Source organism: Pannonibacter sp., assembly GCF_051860505.1.
GTDB lineage: Bacteria > Pseudomonadota > Alphaproteobacteria > Rhizobiales > Stappiaceae > Pannonibacter.
On sequence record NZ_JBHYDX010000005.1, the window covers coordinates 1 to 20,258 of the forward strand.

Here is a 20,258-nt window from a genome sequence, read left to right on the forward strand (position 1 = left end):
TTTTTTTGCCCCCCCCCCCCCCCCCCCCCCCCCCCCCCCCCGCGGGGGAGGGGAGCGGAGAGGCTTCGACAAGGTAAAAAGTATCCGGGTACAGTCGTTCTTATCGAACAGGTGCCAGACTTCATATGCGAGAGTGCCCATCCCTGGTTCCGGACTGCGCCCTACGGCAAACACCGGCCGCTGTTTCGGGCAACTGAAGGGGCCTCGTCCTGTTGTTTTCCCAATTCTGGACGCCAGCGGGTTCCCCCGTCTGACGAAACGTCTTTGCCAAACTTGCAAGCATTGAAGCAAGCAGGAAGAAGCAATTCGATTCAAACTTGAATCAATTCCCCAAAGTAAATTTCAATATTGAAAACCATACATACTGGTTTACGCGTCGCGTTTACACATTTTCATATGGCCTCACCTATCTAATGAGAAACCTTTCCAAAGCATCTGGAGAGAAGGAGGCCAGAATGGCGGAAATCACGACCTATCGCACCGGCGCTCCTGCAGCGCTCGATGCCGAACGCAGTCTCGTCGAGCGGCGCAATGCGCGCCTCGATGAAATCAACCAGAACCGGTCGACCGCGCAGGCGGACGCCGTGCGCCAGCAGGCAGAGATCAAGGCCAACCGGGCCGAAGAACTGCAGCTGAACGCCGAACGCATCGACAACAAGGCCAGGAGCAACGGGCTCGGCGAGCGTGTCGATATTTCTATCTGACGACCGCTGACCAGCAGGCGCAGTTCCGCGCCTGCACCAGCCAGGGATGAAAGGACCAAGCCATGACCGCAATATCAGGTACAACCTCTGCGGATCTGTCGGCTTCCAGCCGGCGCAACGACCAGGTTGCACAGGCCGCCCAGGCGCGCGAGACCCAGGCCCAGGAGCGCAAAGAGCGGACAGAAACCGAACGCACCGCCGTGCCGCAGGACGCAGAGCGCCGCGAAGCCCGCAAGATCCCGGGCCTCGGCAATGCTGTCGACATCACGGCCTGATCCGGTCATCTGACCAGACAGATCGCCGCCGCGCTCAGCCCTTAGGCCGGGCGGCGGTGATCAGTGCCTTTGCATCGGGCGAAGCCCATTCAGCGGGACCGTACAGCGTCCCAAGCTCGCAGCCTTCCGCACTGACAAGCAAAGTCGTCGGCAGGCCGGTGGCCCGCGCCTTGGTCCTTAACTCGTTGAAGACCTTGTTCGTGGCGTCGGAATAATAGGCAAGGTTCGTCACGCCGATTTCCTCCAGGAAAGCCTTTGGCTTGTCCGGACCGCCGCGATCCAGGTTGACGGCGACGACCTCGAATTCGGCGCCGCCCAACTGTTTCTGCAGGTCATCGAGCGCCGGCATTTCCTTGCGGCACGGGGCACACCAGGTTGCCCAGAGATTGACCAGCAGCGTCTTGCCCTTCATGTCGCCAATCGAAACCTTCGATCCATTCGGCGCATCAAAGCTGAGATCTGCCAGTGAAAGCGGCTTCTGCGCCGGCAGGAAAGCCGCGACTTCGCCTGTTGCCAGGTCCTTGAGTGTCGCAGCGGTTTCGAGGCTTGCCTTGCAGCTTTCCCCGGCTGGCGAGTTGCCACCGGGCAGGCCAATCACGTATACCGCCCCGATGACGGCCAGAATGCCGGCAACACCGGCAAGCACGATGGGCCTGGCGGATCTTGCCCGCGGTTCGTTCGGCGTCGTCATGTTGTTTTCACCTGCCAACAGCACCTCGTCCGGGGGCGTCTACCAAGGGACAATCCAATGAGCAACCGCATGTGGGGCGGCCGGTTCGCCGAAGGCCCGGACGCAATCATGGAAGAGATCAACGCGTCCATCGGTTTCGACCAGAAGCTATATAGACAGGACATCGAGGGTTCCAAAGCCCATGTCCGCATGTTGGCAGCGCAACAGATCGTCGCGGGTGAGGATGCCGAGAAAATCGCTCACGGTCTCGACACGATCCTGTCAGAGATCGAGGCTGGAAAGTTCACCTTCTCCCGCGCCCTTGAAGACATCCACATGAACATCGAGGCGCGGCTTGCCGAGCTGATTGGCGCCCCGGCCGGACGCCTGCACACGGCCCGTTCGCGCAATGACCAGGTCGCGACCGATTTCCGGCTCTGGGTGCGTGACACGCTGGACACGCTGGATGGCCAGATCGCCGACCTGCTGGTGGCGCTCGCCGAAAAGGCCGAGCAGCACGCGGGCGACGTCATGCCGGGCTTTACCCATTTGCAATCGGCCCAGCCGGTGACCTTCGGCCATCACATGATGGCCTATGTCGAGATGTTTGCCCGCGATCGCAGCCGCTTTACCGATGCGCGCAAACGCATGAACGAATGCCCGCTCGGTTCGGCCGCGCTTGCCGGCACTTCATTTCCGATCGACCGGATGATGACGGCCAAGGCGCTCGGCTTTGACCGGCCGATGGCCAACTCGCTGGATGGCGTGTCGGATCGTGATTTCGTAATCGAGGCACTGGCTGCCGCATCGATCTGCTCGATGCACCTGTCCCGTTTTGCCGAGGAAATCGTGCTGTGGTGCTCGGCCCAGTTCGGCTTCATCAAGCTGTCGGACAAGTTCTCGACCGGCTCCTCGATCATGCCGCAAAAGAAGAACCCGGACGCCGCCGAACTGGTGCGCGCCAAGACGGGCCGTATCTATGGCGGCATGGTCGCGCTGCTCGTCATGATGAAAGGCCTGCCGCTCGCCTATTCCAAGGACATGCAGGAAGACAAGGAACAGGCCTTCGACGCCCTGCCCTCCCTGTCGCTGGCGCTGGCCGCCATGACCGGCATGGTGCGGGACATGGAACCGCAGGTGAAACGGTTGAAGAAATCGGCCGGTGCCGGCTATGCCACGGCGACCGATCTTGCCGACTGGCTGGTGCGCGTCCTCGGCATGCCGTTCCGCGATGCCCATCATGTCACGGGCAAGATCGTCGGCTATGCGGTGACCGAAGGCATCGACCTCGACAAGGTACCGCTTGCCGTGATGCAGGAGATCGAACCGCGCATCACGCGGGAGGTTTATGCCGTGCTGACCGTCGACAAGTCGGTCAAGAGCCGTACCAGCTACGGCGGCACCGCACCGGCCAATGTGCGCAAGCAAGCCCGCCGCTGGCTGAAGAGCCTCGGCAAGGCCTGATGGTGCTGCACCGCCCGGACAGCTCCGGGCGGTCAAGCTTGCACGGTTCGCGAGACAAGGCGCATCCGCCCTTGCCCGAAGCCGTAGGTCATGCGAGGAGTGAGCGGCATACTGAGGCAGTGCCGTGCCGCGAACAGGGGTTCAGCCGGAATGAAGTTCACTTCCCGTCATCGGGCCGTGCTGGCCCTCGGTCTGTGTATGGCGCTGGGGATTGCCGGATGCGGCCGCCGCGGGCCACTTGAAGCGCCCGGCGCTGCAACTGGTCCGGCGCCGCAACAGACCACAAGCGCATCGACGGCCATGCCGTCCGCAAGCGCGGCGACCGAGGCAAAGCCGATGACCGAACGGTTTATCCTCGACGCTCTCATCCAGTAATCGCGCTTCTCCAGGCGCCGCAGGTCAGGGTTTTTCGCCGTGCATCATTTTGCCTATAGAAACGGCATGCTTCATGCCGAGGACGTCGATGTGACCGAGATCGCCCGCGCGGTCGGTACGCCGTTCTATTGCTATTCCACCGCGACCCTGACCCGTCACTACAACGTGTTCTCGTCGGCCTTCGGCGATATTCCGGCGCTGGTCTGCTATGCGATGAAGGCCAACTCCAACCAGGCTGTCCTGACCACGCTGGCGCAACTCGGCGCCGGCATGGATGTCGTATCGGAGGGCGAGCTGCGCCGGGCGCGCGCCGCCGGGGTGCCGGGCGAACGCATCATGTTCTCCGGCGTCGGCAAGACGCGGGCCGAACAGGCGCTCGGCCTGTCTGAAGACATTCTCTGCTTCAATGTCGAATCCGAGCCGGAACTCATCCAGCTCTCCACTGTCGCCCAGTCGATGGGCAAGACGGCCCGCGTCTCGATCCGCATCAACCCGGATGTAGACGCCAAGACCCACGCCAAGATCTCGACCGGCAAGTCGGAAAACAAGTTCGGCATTCCGTGGAAGCGCGCCCGGGAAGTCTACGCCGAAGCGGCCAAGCTGCCGAACATCGAGGTGTCCGGCATCGACATGCATATCGGCTCGCAGATCACCGAGCTTGCCCCGTTTGACGCTGCATTCTCGCGCCTGGGCGACCTGATCCGCGACCTGCGCGCGGACGGCCATCACATCGAGCATGTCGATCTGGGTGGCGGTCTGGGCATTCCCTATGTCACCAACAACACCCCGCCGCCGCATCCAGACGCCTATGCCGAGGTGGTCAAGCATCATGTGCGCGAACTGGACTGCCGCATCATCTTCGAACCGGGCCGCCTGATTGCCGGCAACGCCGGGATTCTGGTGACCGAGGTGATCTATGTGAAGGAAGGCGAAGGCAAGACCTTCGTCATCGTCGATGCGGCGATGAATGACCTGATCCGTCCGACACTCTACGAGGCGCATCATGAGGTCGGTCCGGTGGTCGAAGCCGGGTTGGACACGCCGCGAATCATCGCTGATGTGGTTGGCCCGGTCTGCGAAACCGGCGACTATCTGGCCCTGTCCCGGGAAATTCCGGCCGTAGCTGCCGGCGATCTGATGGCAGTCTATTCGGCCGGAGCCTATGGCGCGGTGCAGGCCTCGACCTACAATACCCGCCGGCTGATCCCGGAAGTGCTTGTAAACGGCGCTGAATATGCCGTTGTCCGGTCACGTCCGAGCTACCAGGACATGATCGGTCTCGACCATGTGCCGGAGTGGCTCTCCAAAGCGTGACCGCCCGACGCGTCATTTGGTGGTTTCGACAGCTTGCCGGATCAGGCTTCATGCCTCACCCTAAGTCCGGGCTGGACTGGCGGTTCGCGGAGGCATGAAGCTTGGCGCAGACAGACAGGGCGGCAACGGCCGCTGATGAAGTGCCCGGCAAGGCCGAGGCGGAACGTCGCTTGAGAACTGTTCTCGGGCGCAGTCGCCTCGCGCTGTTGTGGGAGCGGCTTTGGCCTGAACTGTATCAACCCCTGATCCTTGCGGCGCTGTTCGTCGGCGTGTCCTGGCTTGGCCTCTGGCTGTTGCTGCCGGGCTGGGCGCGACTTGCCGGTGTTGTGGCTTTTGCAATCGCATTTCTGGTCAGCCTGCGCGGCCTTGCGAGGGTTCGCCTGCCCTCGGCTGCGGAAACCTTGCACCGGGTTGAGCTTGCCAGCGGACATGACCATCGCCCCCTGACCGCACTGACTGATGATCTTCCGGCCCCGTCTTCGGATCCGGTGACACTCGCCCTGTGGCAGCTGCACAAGCAGCGCATGGCCGAAGCGCTGCGCAATCTGCGCGCCGGCTTTGCCCATCCCAAGGCCTTCCGCCGCGACCCTTATGCGCTGCGGGTCGTCGCTTTCCTCAGCCTGATCGTCGGCGCTGCCGTTGCCTCGGGTGACCGGATGGACCGGCTTGCCTCGGCGTTTCGGGCACCACTGCAGACGATTGAAATTGCCACCCGGCTCGATGTCTGGGTGACACCGCCGCTCTATACCGGCCGGCCACCGGTCTATCTCACCGGCGAAACGGCGGTCCTGCGCGACCCTCTGGCCCCGATCCGCGTGCCGGCGGGCAGTGAACTGATCATCCGGGCCCAGGGCCATACCGGCTTCACCGTAACCGCGCCGGTCGCCAAACCAGCGACAGACGAAACGGCTGGTGACACGGCAGCGACAGCGGTCCCTCCGGACGGGATTTTCGAGACGCGGCTGGTCCTCTCAGAAACCGGCCCCGTCGACCTGGCCACGGATGGCGGCAAGATCGCCGGCTGGCTGTTCGAGGTGGAGCCGGACGCTCCCCCCACCATTCGCCTGCTGGATGACCCCGAGACCCAGCTCAGCGGCGCGCTGAAACTCAGCTACCTGGCCATGGACGACTACCGCGTCCTGTCGGCGGAAGCTGCCATTGCCCCGGCACCGAAGCCGGAGGGCGAAGGCTCCGCCACCCCCCGCCCGCTGGTCGAGGCACCGCAATTTCCCCTGGCCCTGCCGCCGCGCAGTGCCGCGACGCAGAACGCCGAGACCATCCGCGACCTGACCTCGCATCCCTGGGCAGGATCACTGGTGGACCTGACCCTGATTGCACGCGACGAAGCCGGCCAGACCGGGCAGTCCACGCCGCATCGCTTCACGCTGCCGCAACGGAATTTTTCCAAGCCGCTCGCCCGGGCTGTGGTCGAACAACGCCGCGAACTGGCGCTTGACGCCAACTCCCATTCCCGCGTCATCAATGCCTTTGATGTGCTGCTGCTGGCCCCCGATGTGTTCGAGGTGCGGCCGAAAGCACATCTCGGCCTGACATTCGCCTATCGCAACCTGGTCGCGGCCCGGACAGACGAAGATCTTCTCACATTGCTGCCACTGCTCTGGGATCTGGCGCTGACCATCGAGGATGGTGACCTGTCTCTGGCGGAACGCGCCCTGCGCGAGGCGCAGGAGAACCTGCGCAAGGCACTGGAGGAAGGAGCGTCAGACGAGGAGATTGCCCGGCTGACGGACGAGTTGCGCAAGGCATTGCAGGACTACATGCAGGCGCTGGCCGAACAGTTGCGCCAGAACCCGCAGGCGATGCAGCCCTTCAATCCCAACCAGCAGACCATGCGGCCGCAGGATCTGGAAGACATGCTGAAGCGCATCGAGGAACTGGCCAAGACCGGATCCCGCGATGCCGCGCGCGAGCTGCTGGCCCAGATGCAGCGCATGCTGGAAAACCTCCAGACCGGCCGGCCGCAGATGGCACCGGATGGCCTGACCAGCGAAATGATGGAGATGCTCAATCAGCTCGGCGAAATGATCCAGCGGCAACAGGAGTTGATGGACGAGACCAATCGCCTCAACCGGGATCAACGCCAGCAGCAGCAGGGTCAGCAAGGCCAGCAGGGTCAGCCTGGTCAACCCGGAGACCAAGGGCAGCCGGGTGAAGGCGGCCAGCAGCCGATGACCGCCGAACAGCTGCGCGAGCTGCTCGACCAGTTGGCAGAGGGACAGGGCAATCTGGCGCAACGGCTGCAGCAGCTGATGGAACAGATGGGCCGCAACGGCCTTGGCGAGAATGACGGTCTCGGAGAGGCCGGAGATGCCATGGGGCAGGCGCAGCAATCGCTGGGCCAGGGCGAAGGCGAGCAGGCAGCCGGCCAGCAGGGCAATGCGCTTGATGCCTTGCGCCGTGGAGCACAGCAGCTTGGCGAGCAGATGATGGGCGAAGGCGAAGGCCCCGGCATGGCCCAGCGCTCACCGCTGAACGAGGATCCCCTCGGTCGCCCGCGCCGCACCGAAGGGCCTGACCTGGGCAGCCAGGTGAAGGTTCCCGACGAGATCGACGTCCAGCGGGCCCGCCGGATCATCGAGGAACTGCGTCGCCGCTTCTCCGATCCTGGACGGCCGCGACTCGAACTGGATTATCTTGAACGGCTCCTGAAGAACTACTGAACCCGCAATGGCCCCATCGAAAACGAAAAAGGCGCGGAACACCGCGCCTTTTTCTTCGTTCAGATCGATGCCTGCCTCAGGCAGACAGGCGCTTGGGTTCGCGAACGGTGCCGGTCAGGGCATCGCGCACGGCCTGACGAATATCGGCCAGGGAGAACGGCTTGGTCACCACATCATGCACCAGCGCATCGAGGCCATTGGCCCGTTCACGCTGGTCGGCAAAGCCGGTCATCAGCAGGATCGGCAGGCTCGGCCAGTCGCGCGCGGTGGCGAGCGCCAGGGCAATGCCATCCATCACCGGCATCTTGATGTCGGAGAGCAGGAGATCAAAACGGCCAGCTTCGCGGGTCAGCACCTCAAGTGCCTCGCCGCCATCTTCTGCCGCCTGAACTTCGTGTCCATCGAGCTCGAGCGCCCGTTTCACGAATGTGCGGACAGCTTCGTCATCCTCGGTCAGAAGAATGCGGGCCATGCTCACCCTCCCGTAGCCTTGTCCGGCCGTGGCTCATCGTCCACGACCACATAACCGATATAGGGCAACTGCCGCCAGGCGTGGCCCATGTCCATGCCGAATCCCACAACGAACTTGTCCGGACAGACGAACCCAACGTAGTCGGCTTCGATCGTGGCCTTTCTGTGCTCGGGCTTGTCGAGCAGGGCGGCAATCTTCACCGACCTGGCGCCCCGCGACAGCAGCCGTTCCTTGGCAAAGGACAGCGTGCGACCGGATTCAAGAATGTCGTCGACCAGAACAATGTCACGTCCGCCGACGTCGCTTTCAACATCGCGCAGCACCTTGAGCTCGGTGCTCGTCGTGCCCGCGCCATAGCTGGACAGGTGCATGAACTCCATCTCGAGCTGTTGCCCGACCCGGTGCAGGGCGCGCACGAGATCGGCTGCAAAGATGAAGCTGCCCTTCAGGACCGCGACGACGAGCAGGCGATGCGGGGCATCCGCCGCAATTTCCTGCGCCAGGGTGCTAACGCGGTCCGCGATCTGCGCTTCGTCGAAAAGGGTGTTGATCTGTGGCGTCATTGGCTCTGAAGTGTTGCCTGTCTTCTGGTCCGGTCGATGAACCGGACCTGGATGTCGGCGGCGGTCTCCGGAGGATCCGCCAACCGGGTGCGAAACCGGGTGCTGGCCAGGGGCTCGAGCGCGACCGCCCTTGGCTCCAGGGTCCAGGCGTAAATCTCCTGCTGGTCCTCACCGCGCAGCGCAAGGCGCACGGCGGGCACGGCAACAGGGCTGTTGCTGATGTTCTGGATGGTGCCTTCCACCACCAGGACTGCAGCGCCCCCTTCAATTTCCCGGAAGGTCCTCAAATCACGGAACTCGAGCCCGCGCAAGTTCACCTTGTATCCGATGAGCTCAAAAAGACTGGCAAGGTCCGGTGCCTGCCGCACAACCGCCGTGCGGTTGAGGAACAGCCAGGCACCGATGCCCAGCGACAGAAGCAGGATCATCAGGCCGCCAGCGCGGCGCAGTGTCTGGGCGTTGACGTAGCGGCGGAGCTTCGACCAGTCGCGCCGTTTTCGCATCTTGTTCGGGTTGACCTTGATCTTCTTCCGCTTGGCGAGGGACTCGATATCCACGGTGCGTTTGCCGTCGTCCGTATCATCGTTCCCGTCATCGCCTGCAGCATTTGCAGAGCCGGATCCGCCAGAACCCTTGAAGCTGCCAGACGGCGTCTCGTTCTCTGATGCTTTTTCGGTTGCGAAAGGATCATCTCCGTCCTCGATGGCGTCTTCAGCCATCGCCGCAGCCTCGGCCTCTTCCCTGGCACGGGCCGCAGCCCTGGTGCGTTCGTCCGTTTCCTTTTCCTGGTCAGACCAGGCATCAGGATCCTCAGCGTCCTCGTCCATGGCGCTGGCCCAGTCGTCGTCCTTCGGCTTTTCGGCCTTCTTGGGGTCAAGGCCCCAGTCGTCCTCGTCGATATCCTCCTCATCCGATGCCTTCGCGGCCACGGCGGCCTTGGCATCCGCCTTTGCACGGGCGGCAGCGGCCTTTGGGTCCACGGCAGGCTTCGCCTCGACCAGGGTTTCCTTGCGCGGACTGATGAACCAGCGGTTGCCGCAGCGGGCGCATTTCACGCTCCGCCCTTCGGTGCCAACCAGCTCCGCCTTGATTTCGTAGGAGGTATCGCAATCCGGACAGGTGATCTTCATGGGACGATTGCTCTCGCTCCACGGTCTGTGCACCGCTTCGGGTGCGGATGATACCAGTCCGGCGTTGTTTTGCGGGGATCAAAGGTCGCGCGCAAATCCCCAGTCTGGTTAAGAGGACATTCATATGTTTAATGAAGCGTTAACAAGGTGGGGGTAGGGTAACCGCCGTCCACGGAGGTTTTGCGTGATCCGTTTCGAGAATGTCGGGCTGCGATACGGCATGGGACCGGAGATCCTGCGCGATGTCACCTTCAACATCGAGCGGCAATCGTTCCAGTTCCTCACCGGCCCGTCCGGGGCCGGCAAGACCAGCCTGATCCGCCTTCTTTTCATGTCCCTGCGCCCGACGCGCGGGCTGATCCATGTCTTCAACCGCGACATGGCCACGATCAACAAGAAGGAACTGCCGGAACTACGCCGCCGGGTTGGCGTCGTGTTCCAGGACTTCCGCCTGCTTGACCACCTGACGACCTATGAGAACGTTGCCTTGCCCTTGCGGGTTCTCGGCAAGGAAGAGAGCGAGTACCGGGCCGACGTGGTCGAGTTGCTGAAATGGGTGGGGCTCGGCGAGCGCATGCATGTGCTGCCACCGGTCCTGTCGGGCGGAGAAAAGCAACGCGCCGCGATCGCGCGGGCCCTGATTACCCGGCCGGACCTGTTGCTGGCGGACGAACCGACCGGTAACGTAGATCCGCCACTGGCGCGAAGGCTGCTGCGCCTGTTCATCGAGCTGAACCGGCTCGGAACCTCGGTTGTGATTGCCACCCACGACATCACCCTGCTGGAACAGGTCGAGGCACGCCGGATGGTGCTGGCAGATGGCCGGCTCAGCGTGTTTGACTGAAGCCGGTGAAAGCGGACCCCGAGCCCATGGCCCCGAAGACCCCGAAGCGACCGCCAGATGACGGGCAGGAGACTGGATCACAGAACCAGAACGGATCATCGCGCGCGCCGGCGGTCGAGTTGGGCACAAACCGGGCTGCCGGTGCGCCGGGAAAAGCCAAACCGAAAGCCCCTGCCAGGACCCCGTCGTCGCCTGGCAAGTCCGCAGGGTCCGGCAAGATGGCCGGAGCGGCCAGGGCCGCCGGTGACTTTGCCTCGCGCATGAGTCTTCCCAAACCGCGTCTGCCTCAACGCCTGAAACGGACAGCCAATGCCTCTGGCGAGGAACGCCTGCGCCCCAACGCACCTATTGTTCCGCCGCAATCGGTTGCCGGGCGTGCGCTGACGCTGGTGGTGGCAATCATGAGCTACCTTGCCTGCCTGACGGTTGGCTCGGTCTCGGTGGTCTGGGACGCGGCACAGGACTGGAGCAATGACCTGGTTCGCGAGGTGACGATCCAGATCCGCCCGGCAGACGGCGTCGACATGCTGCGCCAGATCGACAGCGCGGTGACCATCACGCAGCGGTTCCAGGGCGTCGGCACCGTCCGCGCCCTTTCGGACGACGAAACCAAAGCCCTGCTGCAACCCTGGCTCGGGTCCGGGCTGGACCTTGATACCTTGCCCGTTCCCCGTCTGGTGCAGGTGATGGTGGATGATCCGTCAGCGCTGGATTTGCCCGCGCTGAAGCAACGCATCGAACAGGAGGTAACCGGCGCCAGCCTCGATGACCACTCGGTCTGGACTTCGCGCCTGGCCGCCATGGCCGGGGCCGTTGTCGCCGGCGGCTTCGGCATTCTCGCCCTGGTGCTGTTCTCCATGGTGCTGAGCGTGGTCTTTGCCACCCGCGCTGCCGTCGCCAGCAACCGCGATGTCGTATCGGTTCTGCATTTCGTTGGCGCAGAGGACAGCTTCATCGCCCGCGAGTTCCAGCGGCATTTTCTGGTGCTCGGCCTGCGCGGCGGGATTTCCGGCGGCGTTTTCGCCTGCCTCTGTTTTCTGCTTCTGGAAATGTTCACCCGGCAAACAACAGGGCTTGCCGGCTCGGACCAGATGTCGGCGCTGTTCGGCCCGGTCGCGGTCAGCACGCCCGGTTATCTCGGCGTCATCGGGATCGTGTTTCTTGTGGCGGTGCTGACTGCACTCACCTCGGGTCTTGCAGTAAAGTCCCAGCTGGCCCGGATCGACTGACAAAGCGCCGCGCCCCAAATTCAGCCGAATCGGATAGTATCTGCAAGGAATGACGCTTGTGACCAACGATCAGCGGCCAGACGCCGATCCGCAGTCCTACCCGCAGGCCCCGGAGGCCGGGACAGGACACGGGGTATCTGCGTCTTCCCGACGTATCGGCGCAGGCGGGGAACCCGCGCGCCGGTTCCGGAAGCGCTGGTGGATTGCCGGCTGCCTCGTGAGCGCCGCCGGGATCTGGCTGATCGCCGCCTTTCTCTCCTTTACCGCTGAGGTTTCGCGCATGCGTCCGCCGCAGGATCCGCGCGCCGATGCGATTGTCGTCCTGACCGGCGGACAGGAGCGGATCGAAAAGGCCGTGGCGCTTCTGGGCGAGCAACGGGCGCAGCGTCTGCTGATTTCCGGTGTCTATCCCGGCACCACAGCGCGCCAGATCAGCGCCCGCACCGCCACGGACAAGGACCTGTTTGCCTGCTGCGTTGATCTTGACCGCAAAGCGTTGAACACCATCGGCAACGCCAACGAAACAACCCTATGGGCCAGGGAACATGGCTTCAGTTCGCTGATGCTGGTCACCAGCGCCTATCACATGCCGCGTGCGACCATGGAACTGTCGGCCGCCATGCCGGAATTGCAGCTTGTCGCCTATCCGGTGGTGGCGGAGGAACTGCAGCTGGAGGACTGGTATCTGCGGCCGCAGACAATCCGCCTTCTCTTGCGGGAGTTTGTGAAGTATACCCTCGCGCGGGCCCGGGTCAGCACCATCGGTCTGCCGGACGGAGACTAGTCTCCGGTTTCGTCACCCCCGAAAACAGCCCGGACCGCAGTCCCTCCAATCGGCCGGCTTCCAAGACTCATGCTGTTCCTGCGCTCGCTGCTTTTCCAGATCGCCTTCTATCTGGGCACGCTCATCATGATGGTCGTGTTCGCGCCCTTTGTTTTTCTGACGCCGCGTCGCTGGGCCTGGGTCGTGGTGCCGTTCTGGGCCAAGGCACACTTGTTCTTCCTGCGCTGGATTGCCGGCGTCCGGTTCGAAGTCCGGGGGCTTGAGAACATCCCGCAAGGCGGCTTCATCGTTGCGTCCAAGCACCAGTCGGTGTGGGAAACCTTCGCCCTGATCCCGTATTTTCCCGATCCGACCTACATCCTGAAGCGGGAACTGCGCTGGATCCCGATCTTCGGCTGGTACACCGCCAAGATGAAGCAAATCCCGATCAATCGGGGCAAGCGGGCAGCAGCCCTTGCGGCGATGATGGAAGCAGCCAAGGAAGCGATCAGCGACGGGCGACAGATTCTGATCTTTCCCGAAGGCACCCGCCGCGCTGCCGGCGTAGAGCCCGGTTACAAGTTCGGGATCTCGCATCTTTATCGCGAACTGGATTGCCCGGTTCTGCCGGTTGCCCTCAACGCCGGGCTGTTCTGGCCGCGGCAAAGCTTCTTCATCTATCCAGGCACCGTCATCATGGAATTCCTGCCGCCGATTGAAGCTGGTTTGCCGGCAGACGTGTTTTTCGGCCAGCTCGTCGACACCATCGAGACCGCATCCGACCGGCTGATCGAGGAAGCCCGGCAGGCGCCGTCTCCCTCTCCCGTACTGCGGAATATCAGCCCGCGAACAAAGGCCTGACGGCGTCTGTCAGCCCTTGAGCCGGTCCGCCAGCCACGACACCCGGACGTCATGAATGCCCAGTTCGCCAAGATGGCTGGCGGTGTTCAACACATATTCGGGGTTGGCTCCGGACTGGCCGACAGCCCCCCGCACCAGCTCCAGCTGGTGGTCCAGCGGCAGCATTCCGGCATATTGCGGATGCGAGCGGTTGACCACATAGGTCACAGCCGTCGTCGTGCTGCCATCGGCAAAGGCAATCCGGCGATGGGCTTCGAGATAGACCATGGTCACCTGTTCGCGCTCGCGCAGGTAAGCGATGGTCGCCTCGGCCCGCTCGGCCTTCACGCGGAACGCCATGCCCCGGCAGGCTCCGCCACGATCAAGGCCAAACACCAGTCCGGGACGTTCCTGCGTGCCCCGGTGCACCCAGGAATAGACGCAAAGCGAGCGGTGCGCGCCGCGCAGAAGCGCGGGACGCTTGTCCTCGAACTCAAAACCCGGCTTCCACATCAAGGAGCCGTAGCCAAACACCCACAAATCGCCCATATCGGTCATGAAACTCTGCTTCGGCGGATATGCCGGCAATAGCAATGGCGCGGCGAACTTTCAATCGCTGCAGGGAACCGACCCGCGCGGACGAGGACATGAATGACACGTGAGAAGACCCCGGCAGGAACTCCCTTGCCGAAGCGGAGGAACCGGAAATACGCCTATCTCGCAACGGCCGTTGCCGTGGTCATCGGAGGCTGGAGTGCAGCCTGGTACACGGCGCGCAGCTATGTTGACGCCGAGATCAACAAGGCCATGGAACTGGCAGCGCAGGGTGGCGCGGAGCTGGCCTGTTTCGAGCGGGAGCTTGGCGGCTTTCCCTTCCGCTTCGAACTGAGATGCAAGGATTTCGTCCTGCGCGATCCGTTCGGCGGGTTCTTTTCGGTCGCGACCCTGCGCGCCGTCGCACTGGTCTACAATCCGATGCATGTGATCATCGAGGCGGACAGCCCGATGGCGGCCTTCCGCTCCGGTGATTCGCCCATCCAGGAGGCGACCTGGGGCTCGTTCCGCGCAAGCGTTCGTTTCACCACGCAAGGGCTGACCAAGCTTGATGCGGTGATCGAGACGCCGCGCTTCTTCTCGTCCGACAACCCGGCCCAGGGCGAAGTGACGATGGCCACCGCCGAGCTGCATCTGCGGCCGGCGCCCGAACAGCCGACGGACCTCGATGTCGCCCTGTCCTTTACCGGCCTCAAGACAGGCGATCCGACCCATCCCGGTACGGACGGCTTGCTGGTCGGCACGGTGTCGGGTGCCGCTCCATTGCTGACGGGGACGATCCCGCTCGGTCTGTTCGCCGCAACAGACGGCGTGCCGGCCATCGCGCTGTCGCAGCTGCGGCTTGCCTCGGGTGAAGCGTCGCTGAGCACGTCCGGCACGTTGAAACTGCCGAGCGACGGGTATCTGACGGGCGAATTCCCGCTTGTCGCGATCCAGCCGGAGCAATCCGGTCAGGTGATCGCACCGCTGTTCCCGCCGGCCACACCCTTCCCGGAAGCCCTGCAGGGGGCTTTGGTCAGTTTTGGCAAGAAGACCGAGCACGACGGCAAGCCGGCCATTGATGCGACTTTGACGCTCTCTGGGGGAACAGCCCGGATCGGCATGTTGCCGGTAGCCCAGATGCAGTCGCTCTACGGCGACCAGTAAAACGGGGATCTATCGGCCGGGACGATCAGTCGTCCCGGCTGCCGCGCAGGGATGCAGCATCTGCGATGTCGCTCAGCTCCTGCATCTTGTCGCCAATGGGAGCAAGGGCGGTGACCGTCGCTTGAAAACGGGCGGCATGGACCTCGAACAAGCGCCTGGCGAGTTCCGGGAATTCCTGGATCATGCGCTTGAACAGCGCCCGGCGGATGCGGATGACACGCACCGGTCCGATACAGACGGCCCGGGCCGGACGGCGGGTCTCCACCAGCATCGCGGTTTCCCCCAGCAGGACACCGGGGCCGACGCTTTCGACTTCCTTGAACCCGTGCGGCCCGCGCACCTGCAGGCTGACATTGCCCTTGGCAATGACGATGCCACTGTCGGCCCGCTCGCCCTCGTCAAAGAGGAAGGAACCGGAGATCATGTCCATCGCTTCGGCGCTGAAGGCAAGCAGGCGCAACTGGTCGTCGGAGAAATCCGACAACATGGGGATCTGGCGCAGAATCGCGATGTCCTGAATGAGGCTCATGGCTCAAGTGTTAAGCCGCAAACCCCTCAGGGCACAAGCTTGTATCCACCGGCTTCTGTCACCAGAAGCTCTGCATTGGAGGGGTCGCGCTCGATTTTCTGCCTCAGGCGGTAGATATGGGTCTCCAGCGTGTGCGTTGTGACCCCCGAATTGTAGCCCCAGACCTCGTGCAGCAGCACATCGCGGGTCACCGGCTTCTCGCCGGCCCGGTAGAGATACTTCAGGATCGAGGTCTCTTTTTCGGTCAGCCGCACCTTGGCGCCGCGCTCGTCGAGCATCAGTTTTGCCGCCGGTCGGAAAGAGAACCGGCCAATCGCAAAGACGGCGTCCTCGCTCTGTTCATGCTGGCGCAAATGTGCGCGCACGCGGGCCAGCAGCACCGCGAACTTGAACGGCTTGGTGACATAGTCATTGGCACCGGCCTCAAGGCCGAGGATTGTGTCGCTGTCCGTGTCGTGCCCGGTCAGCATGATCACCGGCGACTTGAATCCGGCCTTGCGCAACAACTTCACCGCCTCGCGGCCGTCGATATCGGGCAGGCCGACGTCCATCAGCAGCATGTCGACATGCTCGGACTTGGCCTTGGCAATTCCAGAAGCCGCCGTGTCTGCCTGAAGGGTCGTAAATTCATCATACAGCGAGAGTTGCTCGACCAAAGCTTCGCGCAGGTCCTTGTCGTCATCGACGATCAGCAGGGTACGGGCAGTCATGTCCTTGTCCTCGCCTGTTTTTTTCCGCCTCACTCATATAGGCCGGCTTGCAGCACATTGCAGTCTTACGCAATGTTGCGCGAGAAAAAACGATCACCGGCGAGAGGGCACCTTGTCAAATCTGCTTCACGGTCCGGTTATCCAGGGGCGAAATCCGCATGACAGAGACACGCAGCCGGCCTGCAGGCGGGCGGCATCAGGTGCTGCAGGTCCGGGCAAGGCCAGGGCAGCGCAGCCTGGGCACGGTGCAGCTTGGCCAACTGGTGTTTCCCTGCGCCCTTGGCCGCGGCGGCATCACGCGCCGCAAGCGCGAAGGCGACGGAGCAACACCGGCAGGCCGGTTCGAGGTGCTGGACGTCTATTTCCGCGCCGATCGTGGGCGGCGGCCGAAGACGGGGCTTCCCGTTGCTGCACTTCACCCGGACGATGGCTGGTGCGACGAACCGGACCATCCACGCTACAACCGGCCGGTCCCCCTGCCCTTTTCGGCGAGCCACGAGGCCATGTGGCGCCAGGATCGGCTCTACGACATTATCGTGGTACTGGACTGCAATCTTCATCCGGCGGTGCGCGGACGTGGCAGCGCGATCTTTTTCCACATCGCGCGGGAGGATTGGCGCCCGACGCTTGGCTGTGTCGCGGTCAGCCCGCAGCACATGCGACAGATCCTGGCGCAGCTCCGGCCCGGTGCGGTCATGGAGATCTTGTGAAAACGCTGTAGTGTGAGCAGCAGAGCCGTTCAGGGTTCAAGGAGACCGCGATGCGCTGGAAAGGCCGTCAGGAAAGCAGCAATGTGGATGACCGGCGTGGGTCGGGCGGTGGCGGCTTTCGCGCGCCACGCCGGGGCGTCAAGGCCGGTGGCGGTCTCGGCATCGGCGGCATTGTCGTTGTGCTGCTGATTTCCTGGGTCACCGGCATCAGTCCGCTCGAGTTGCTGGGCACGATGGACGGCGGGACGCAATCCGTCGAAACGCGCCAGACGTCGGGGCCCCGACCGGCCGCAGAGGATGAACTCGCCAGCTTTGTATCTGTAGTGCTCGCCGATACCGAGACCACCTGGACCCAGCTGATGCAGGCGGAGGGGCGAGACTACCCCGAGCCAAGGCTTGTCCTGTTCACCGACTATGTCCCCTCGGCCTGCGGCCAGGCGAGTTCGGCCACCGGTCCGTTCTATTGCGGCGCTGACCAGCAGATCTACATCGACCTGTCGTTTTACCGCCAGCTGTCGCAGGAGCTTGGTGCGCCGGGGGATTTTGCCCAGGCCTACGTGCTGGCGCATGAGGTCGGGCATCACGTCCAGAACGTGCTCGGCATCCTGCCGGAATACCAGCGCGTACGGCGCTCCCTCAGCAAGGCAGATGCCAATGCTCTTTCCGTGCGGGTGGAACTGCAGGCCGATTGCCTTGCCGGTGTCTGGGCCCATCACGCCGCCCGGCAGCAGGGCTTTGTCGAGGATGGCGACATCGAGGAAGCGCTCAACGCGGCCTCCCGCATTGGCGATGACACGCTGCAGCGCCAGGCCCAGGGCTATGTGGTTCCCGAGAGCTTCAACCATGGCACGTCGGACCAGCGTGCCCGGTGGTTCCGCGAAGGCTTCCGCTCCGGCGAGATGGGCAGCTGCGACACGTTCAACGCCCGCCGCCTGTGAGGACATGATGCGAAGCCGGACCGGCTGAAACCATATGCAAGGGTGACAGCTGGTATTTCGGCAGCTTTTCCGCCATATAGAGCATATAGGGGCGTCACCCAGCCCCGGTTTTCCCCCTGCCTCTCTCGGACCCGACATGCGCAGATCGTTTTTGAAGATGAATGGCCTTGGCAATGACTTCGTCGTGTGGGACGCCCGCACGGAGAAACTTGCCCTGACGCCGGACGTCATCGCTGCGCTCGGCAACCGGGAGACCGGCATCGGCTTTGACCAGATGATCACGGTCGAACGCTCGCCATCGGGCGCCGACGCCTTCATGCGCATCCACAACTGCGACGGCAGCGAGGTCTCCGCCTGCGGCAACGCGACGCGCTGCATCGGCCGCCTGCTCATGGAGGAGACAGAGAGGGACGCCGTGTCCATCGAGACCCGCGCCGGTCTGCTGATCGCCCGCAAGGCCGAGGCACCGCTCAGCGTCACCGTCGACATGGGCAAGCCGCGCTTCGCCTGGAACGAGATCCCGCTGGCGGAAGAGTTTGCCGACACCCGTGCGATCGAGCTGCAGATCGGCCCCATAGACGCGCCGATCCTGCACACGCCGGCTGCCGTGAGCATGGGCAATCCGCATGCGATCTTCTGGGTCAAGGATGTCGATGCCTATGATCTCGGCCGCATCGGGCCGCTGCTCGAACACCATCCGATCTTCCCGGAAGCCGCGAATATCTCGCTCGCCCATATCTTTGCCCCGAACCAGATCCGCGTGCGGGTCTGGGAACGTGGAGCGGGCCTCACGCGGGCCTGCGGCACCGCCGCCTGTGCCGTGGCCGTGGCTGCGGCGCGCGATCGTCGCGCCGGCCGCAGCTCGGTCATTCACCTGCCGGGCGGCGCCATCTCGATCACCTGGCGCGAGAGCGACGACCACGTCCTGATGACCGGCGCCACCGAAGTCGAATTCGAGGGCGAAGTTGATTTCGACAGCCTCACCTTCGTCAAGACCGGACCGGGCGACGCGGACCTGCAGGCAGCCTCGCTGGAGGTTGCCCGGTGAGCATCGACGTTGTGACCTTCGGTTGCCGGCTCAATTCCTATGAGTCCGAAGTGATGAAGCGCGAGGCGGAGGCCGCCGGCCTCAAGGACGCGATCCTGATCAACACCTGTGCCGTTACGTCGGAAGCCGTGCGCCAGGCACGTCAGGCCGTGCGCAAGGCCCGCCGCGACAATCCGGGCGCCAAGATCATCGTCACCGGCTGCGCCGCCCAGACCGAGACCTCGAAATTCTCCGAAATGCCGGAGGTCGATCTCGTCCTCGGCAATTCGGAAAAGCTGGAGCGCGCCTCCTATGGCCGCGTGGCACAGTTCGGGCTGGATGCCAGCGAAAAGGTCCGCGTCAACGACATCATGAGCGTGCGCGAGACCGCCAGCCATCTCATCGACGGACTGGAAGGCCGCGCCCGCGCCTTCGTCCAGGTGCAGAACGGCTGCGACCACCGCTGCACTTTCTGCATCATCCCCTTCGGCCGCGGCAATTCCCGCTCGGTGCCGATGGGCGTCGTGGTCGATCAGGTCCGCCGGCTGGTGGAGAATGGCTACAACGAGATCGTCGTCACCGGCGTCGACATCACCTCCTATGGCTCCGACCTGCCCGGCACCCCGAAGCTCGGCACGCTGGTCGCCAAGATCCTCAAGCTGGTGCCGGAGCTGAAGCGCCTGCGCCTGTCCTCCATCGATTCCATCGAGGCCGATCCGGAGCTAATGCGGGTCATTGCCGAGGACGAACGGCTGATGCCGCATTTCCACCTGTCGCTGCAGGCCGGTGACGACATGATCCTGAAGCGCATGAAGCGGCGGCACCTGCGCGCCGACAGCATCCGCTTTTGCGATGAGGTCCGCGCCATGCGGCCGGATGTGGTCTTCGGCGCCGACATCATCGCCGGCTTCCCGACCGAGACGGAAGAGATGTTCGCCAACACGCTGGCGATCGTCGACGAATGCGGCCTGACGCATCTGCACGTCTTCCCCTTCTCCCCGCGCCCGGGCACACCGGCCGCGCGCATGCCGCAGCTGGAAAAGGCTCTGGTCAAGGAGCGCGCAGCGCGCCTGCGCGCCAAGGGAGAGATCGTGCTGGCCGCGCATCTGGGCGCCGAGGTAGGTCGTCTGCGTCCGATCCTGATGGAGCGCGAAGGCCTTGGCCGCACTGAACAATTCACCCAGGTCGAGGTGGAGGGCGGCGAAGCCGGCCAGATCCTTCAGACCCGGATCACCGGACACACCGGCCGCCATCTTCTCGGCGCGCTCGTCTCCCAGGCTGCCTGAGACCTGAAGGCCGCGGGACCCGACACCAATACG

General features: G+C 63.7%; 22 protein-coding genes. 15 read left to right on the forward strand and 7 right to left on the reverse strand.

All coding sequences use genetic code 11. The features are described from left to right. Positions 1 to 455 precede the first annotated feature (455 nt). Both ACTIFE_RS04705 and ACTIFE_RS04710 read left to right on the forward strand, forming a co-directional pair. Entirely contained in the window at positions 456 to 704 is a 249-nt protein-coding gene (locus ACTIFE_RS04705) for a hypothetical protein (RefSeq protein ID WP_439528010.1), read from the forward strand. A gap of 62 nt (positions 705 to 766) precedes the next feature. Next, entirely contained in the window at positions 767 to 979 is a 213-nt protein-coding gene (locus ACTIFE_RS04710; RefSeq protein WP_439528011.1) for a hypothetical protein, read from the forward strand. Positions 980 to 1,013: 34 nt separating this feature from the next. On the opposite strand, the gene tlpA is transcribed toward ACTIFE_RS04710, so the two are convergent. Further along, complete coding sequence (gene tlpA / locus ACTIFE_RS04715) at positions 1,014 to 1,670, reverse strand: thiol:disulfide interchange protein TlpA (protein ID WP_439528012.1); 657 nt, start codon at positions 1,668 to 1,670, stop codon at positions 1,014 to 1,016. Between the two features lie 57 nt (positions 1,671 to 1,727). On the opposite strand from tlpA, the gene argH reads away from it, so the two are divergent. The 4 genes from argH to ACTIFE_RS04735 all read left to right on the forward strand — a co-directional run bounded on the left by argH (position 1,728) and on the right by ACTIFE_RS04735 (position 7,483). Beyond that, positions 1,728 to 3,113: an argininosuccinate lyase gene (argH, locus tag ACTIFE_RS04720; RefSeq protein ID WP_439528013.1), complete on the forward strand. Its 1,386-nt coding sequence runs from the start codon at positions 1,728 to 1,730 to the stop codon at positions 3,111 to 3,113. 150 nt (positions 3,114 to 3,263) lie between these two features. Further along, positions 3,264 to 3,488 (forward strand): LPS translocon maturation chaperone LptM, encoded by a 225-nt coding sequence (gene lptM, locus ACTIFE_RS04725; protein ID WP_439528014.1) that lies wholly within the window; start codon positions 3,264 to 3,266, stop codon positions 3,486 to 3,488. A 39-nt stretch (positions 3,489 to 3,527) separates the two neighbouring features. Continuing rightward, on the forward strand, positions 3,528 to 4,802 hold the full coding sequence (gene lysA, locus ACTIFE_RS04730) for a diaminopimelate decarboxylase (protein WP_439528015.1): 1,275 nt from the start codon (positions 3,528 to 3,530) through the stop codon (positions 4,800 to 4,802). A gap of 101 nt (positions 4,803 to 4,903) precedes the next feature. Next, the gene (locus ACTIFE_RS04735; protein ID WP_439528016.1) at positions 4,904 to 7,483 is read left to right on the forward strand and encodes a TIGR02302 family protein; all 2,580 of its coding nucleotides are present in this window, start codon (positions 4,904 to 4,906) and stop codon (positions 7,481 to 7,483) included. A 76-nt stretch (positions 7,484 to 7,559) separates the two neighbouring features. On the opposite strand, the gene ACTIFE_RS04740 is transcribed toward ACTIFE_RS04735, so the two are convergent. From ACTIFE_RS04740 to ACTIFE_RS04750, 3 genes are read right to left on the reverse strand one after another with little or no spacing between them, the layout of a single operon-like run. Beyond that, positions 7,560 to 7,955 (reverse strand): response regulator, encoded by a 396-nt coding sequence (locus tag ACTIFE_RS04740; RefSeq protein ID WP_439528017.1) that lies wholly within the window; start codon positions 7,953 to 7,955, stop codon positions 7,560 to 7,562. A gap of 2 nt (positions 7,956 to 7,957) precedes the next feature. Continuing rightward, positions 7,958 to 8,518, reverse strand: a complete 561-nt coding sequence (hpt, locus tag ACTIFE_RS04745; RefSeq protein ID WP_439528018.1) for a hypoxanthine phosphoribosyltransferase — start codon at positions 8,516 to 8,518, stop codon at positions 7,958 to 7,960. Beyond that, positions 8,515 to 9,648: a zinc-ribbon domain-containing protein gene (locus ACTIFE_RS04750; protein ID WP_439528019.1), complete on the reverse strand. Its 1,134-nt coding sequence runs from the start codon at positions 9,646 to 9,648 to the stop codon at positions 8,515 to 8,517. The genes hpt and ACTIFE_RS04750 overlap by 4 nt, the downstream gene beginning before the upstream one ends. 184 nt (positions 9,649 to 9,832) lie before the next feature. Between ACTIFE_RS04750 and ftsE the strand changes: the two genes are divergently transcribed. The 4 genes from ftsE to ACTIFE_RS04770 all read left to right on the forward strand — a co-directional run bounded on the left by ftsE (position 9,833) and on the right by ACTIFE_RS04770 (position 13,345). After that, the gene (gene ftsE / locus ACTIFE_RS04755) at positions 9,833 to 10,492 is read left to right on the forward strand and encodes a cell division ATP-binding protein FtsE (RefSeq protein ID WP_439528020.1); all 660 of its coding nucleotides are present in this window, start codon (positions 9,833 to 9,835) and stop codon (positions 10,490 to 10,492) included. Between the two features lie 26 nt (positions 10,493 to 10,518). Then, positions 10,519 to 11,721: an FtsX-like permease family protein gene (locus ACTIFE_RS04760; RefSeq protein ID WP_439528021.1), complete on the forward strand. Its 1,203-nt coding sequence runs from the start codon at positions 10,519 to 10,521 to the stop codon at positions 11,719 to 11,721. A gap of 58 nt (positions 11,722 to 11,779) precedes the next feature. Continuing rightward, on the forward strand, positions 11,780 to 12,505 hold the full coding sequence (locus tag ACTIFE_RS04765) for a YdcF family protein (protein ID WP_439528022.1): 726 nt from the start codon (positions 11,780 to 11,782) through the stop codon (positions 12,503 to 12,505). A gap of 69 nt (positions 12,506 to 12,574) precedes the next feature. Next, a complete protein-coding gene (locus ACTIFE_RS04770; RefSeq protein WP_439528023.1) occupies positions 12,575 to 13,345 on the forward strand; it encodes a lysophospholipid acyltransferase family protein in 771 nt (256 codons plus the stop codon). A 9-nt stretch (positions 13,346 to 13,354) separates the two neighbouring features. Here ACTIFE_RS04770 and ACTIFE_RS04775 read toward each other — a convergent pair whose 3' ends face one another. Beyond that, positions 13,355 to 13,873, reverse strand: a complete 519-nt coding sequence (locus ACTIFE_RS04775) for a gamma-glutamylcyclotransferase (RefSeq protein WP_439528181.1) — start codon at positions 13,871 to 13,873, stop codon at positions 13,355 to 13,357. 102 nt (positions 13,874 to 13,975) lie between these two features. Here ACTIFE_RS04775 and ACTIFE_RS04780 point away from each other — a divergent pair, with 102 nt between their 5' ends. Beyond that, positions 13,976 to 15,025, forward strand: coding sequence for a DUF2125 domain-containing protein (locus ACTIFE_RS04780; protein WP_439528024.1), 1,050 nt, complete (start codon positions 13,976 to 13,978; stop codon positions 15,023 to 15,025). Positions 15,026 to 15,050: 25 nt separating this feature from the next. On the opposite strand, the gene ACTIFE_RS04785 is transcribed toward ACTIFE_RS04780, so the two are convergent. Further along, positions 15,051 to 15,554, reverse strand: coding sequence for a cyclic nucleotide-binding domain-containing protein (locus tag ACTIFE_RS04785; protein ID WP_439528025.1), 504 nt, complete (start codon positions 15,552 to 15,554; stop codon positions 15,051 to 15,053). Positions 15,555 to 15,580: 26 nt separating this feature from the next. Next, positions 15,581 to 16,264 (reverse strand): response regulator transcription factor, encoded by a 684-nt coding sequence (locus ACTIFE_RS04790; protein ID WP_439528026.1) that lies wholly within the window; start codon positions 16,262 to 16,264, stop codon positions 15,581 to 15,583. A 158-nt stretch (positions 16,265 to 16,422) separates the two neighbouring features. Between ACTIFE_RS04790 and ACTIFE_RS04795 the strand changes: the two genes are divergently transcribed. From ACTIFE_RS04795 to mtaB, 4 genes are all read left to right on the forward strand, one after another. Continuing rightward, on the forward strand, positions 16,423 to 16,974 hold the full coding sequence (locus ACTIFE_RS04795; protein ID WP_439528027.1) for a L,D-transpeptidase family protein: 552 nt from the start codon (positions 16,423 to 16,425) through the stop codon (positions 16,972 to 16,974). A gap of 50 nt (positions 16,975 to 17,024) precedes the next feature. Next, the gene (gene ypfJ / locus ACTIFE_RS04800; protein ID WP_439528028.1) at positions 17,025 to 17,912 is read left to right on the forward strand and encodes a KPN_02809 family neutral zinc metallopeptidase; all 888 of its coding nucleotides are present in this window, start codon (positions 17,025 to 17,027) and stop codon (positions 17,910 to 17,912) included. A gap of 136 nt (positions 17,913 to 18,048) precedes the next feature. Then, positions 18,049 to 18,960, forward strand: coding sequence for a diaminopimelate epimerase (dapF, locus tag ACTIFE_RS04805; RefSeq protein ID WP_439528029.1), 912 nt, complete (start codon positions 18,049 to 18,051; stop codon positions 18,958 to 18,960). Then, positions 18,957 to 20,225: a tRNA (N(6)-L-threonylcarbamoyladenosine(37)-C(2))-methylthiotransferase MtaB gene (mtaB, locus tag ACTIFE_RS04810; protein ID WP_439528030.1), complete on the forward strand. Its 1,269-nt coding sequence runs from the start codon at positions 18,957 to 18,959 to the stop codon at positions 20,223 to 20,225. The genes dapF and mtaB overlap by 4 nt, the downstream gene beginning before the upstream one ends. Positions 20,226 to 20,258: the final 33 nt, after the last annotated feature.

Bases quoted from the DNA above. Each gene is read 5' to 3' on its own strand.
- tlpA (WP_439528012.1), bottom strand. From the start codon at position 1,670: ATGACGACGCCGAACGAACCGCGGGCAAGATCCGCCAGGCCCATCGTG.
- ACTIFE_RS04790 (WP_439528026.1), bottom strand. From the start codon at position 16,264: ATGACTGCCCGTACCCTGCTGATCGTCGATGACGACAAGGACCTGCGC.
- lptM (WP_439528014.1), top strand. From the start codon at position 3,264: ATGAAGTTCACTTCCCGTCATCGGGCCGTGCTGGCCCTCGGTCTGTGT.
- ACTIFE_RS04795 (WP_439528027.1), top strand. From the start codon at position 16,423: ATGACAGAGACACGCAGCCGGCCTGCAGGCGGGCGGCATCAGGTGCTG.
- ACTIFE_RS04705 (WP_439528010.1), top strand. From the start codon at position 456: ATGGCGGAAATCACGACCTATCGCACCGGCGCTCCTGCAGCGCTCGAT.
- ACTIFE_RS04750 (WP_439528019.1), bottom strand. From the start codon at position 9,648: ATGAAGATCACCTGTCCGGATTGCGATACCTCCTACGAAATCAAGGCG.
- dapF (WP_439528029.1), top strand. From the start codon at position 18,049: ATGCGCAGATCGTTTTTGAAGATGAATGGCCTTGGCAATGACTTCGTC.
- argH (WP_439528013.1), top strand. From the start codon at position 1,728: ATGAGCAACCGCATGTGGGGCGGCCGGTTCGCCGAAGGCCCGGACGCA.
- ACTIFE_RS04770 (WP_439528023.1), top strand. From the start codon at position 12,575: ATGCTGTTCCTGCGCTCGCTGCTTTTCCAGATCGCCTTCTATCTGGGC.
- ACTIFE_RS04780 (WP_439528024.1), top strand. From the start codon at position 13,976: ATGACACGTGAGAAGACCCCGGCAGGAACTCCCTTGCCGAAGCGGAGG.
- ypfJ (WP_439528028.1), top strand. From the start codon at position 17,025: ATGCGCTGGAAAGGCCGTCAGGAAAGCAGCAATGTGGATGACCGGCGT.
- ACTIFE_RS04775 (WP_439528181.1), bottom strand. From the start codon at position 13,873: ATGGGCGATTTGTGGGTGTTTGGCTACGGCTCCTTGATGTGGAAGCCG.
- ACTIFE_RS04740 (WP_439528017.1), bottom strand. From the start codon at position 7,955: ATGGCCCGCATTCTTCTGACCGAGGATGACGAAGCTGTCCGCACATTC.
- hpt (WP_439528018.1), bottom strand. From the start codon at position 8,518: ATGACGCCACAGATCAACACCCTTTTCGACGAAGCGCAGATCGCGGAC.
- ACTIFE_RS04785 (WP_439528025.1), bottom strand. From the start codon at position 15,554: ATGAGCCTCATTCAGGACATCGCGATTCTGCGCCAGATCCCCATGTTG.
- ACTIFE_RS04760 (WP_439528021.1), top strand. From the start codon at position 10,519: ATGGCCCCGAAGACCCCGAAGCGACCGCCAGATGACGGGCAGGAGACT.
- ACTIFE_RS04710 (WP_439528011.1), top strand. From the start codon at position 767: ATGACCGCAATATCAGGTACAACCTCTGCGGATCTGTCGGCTTCCAGC.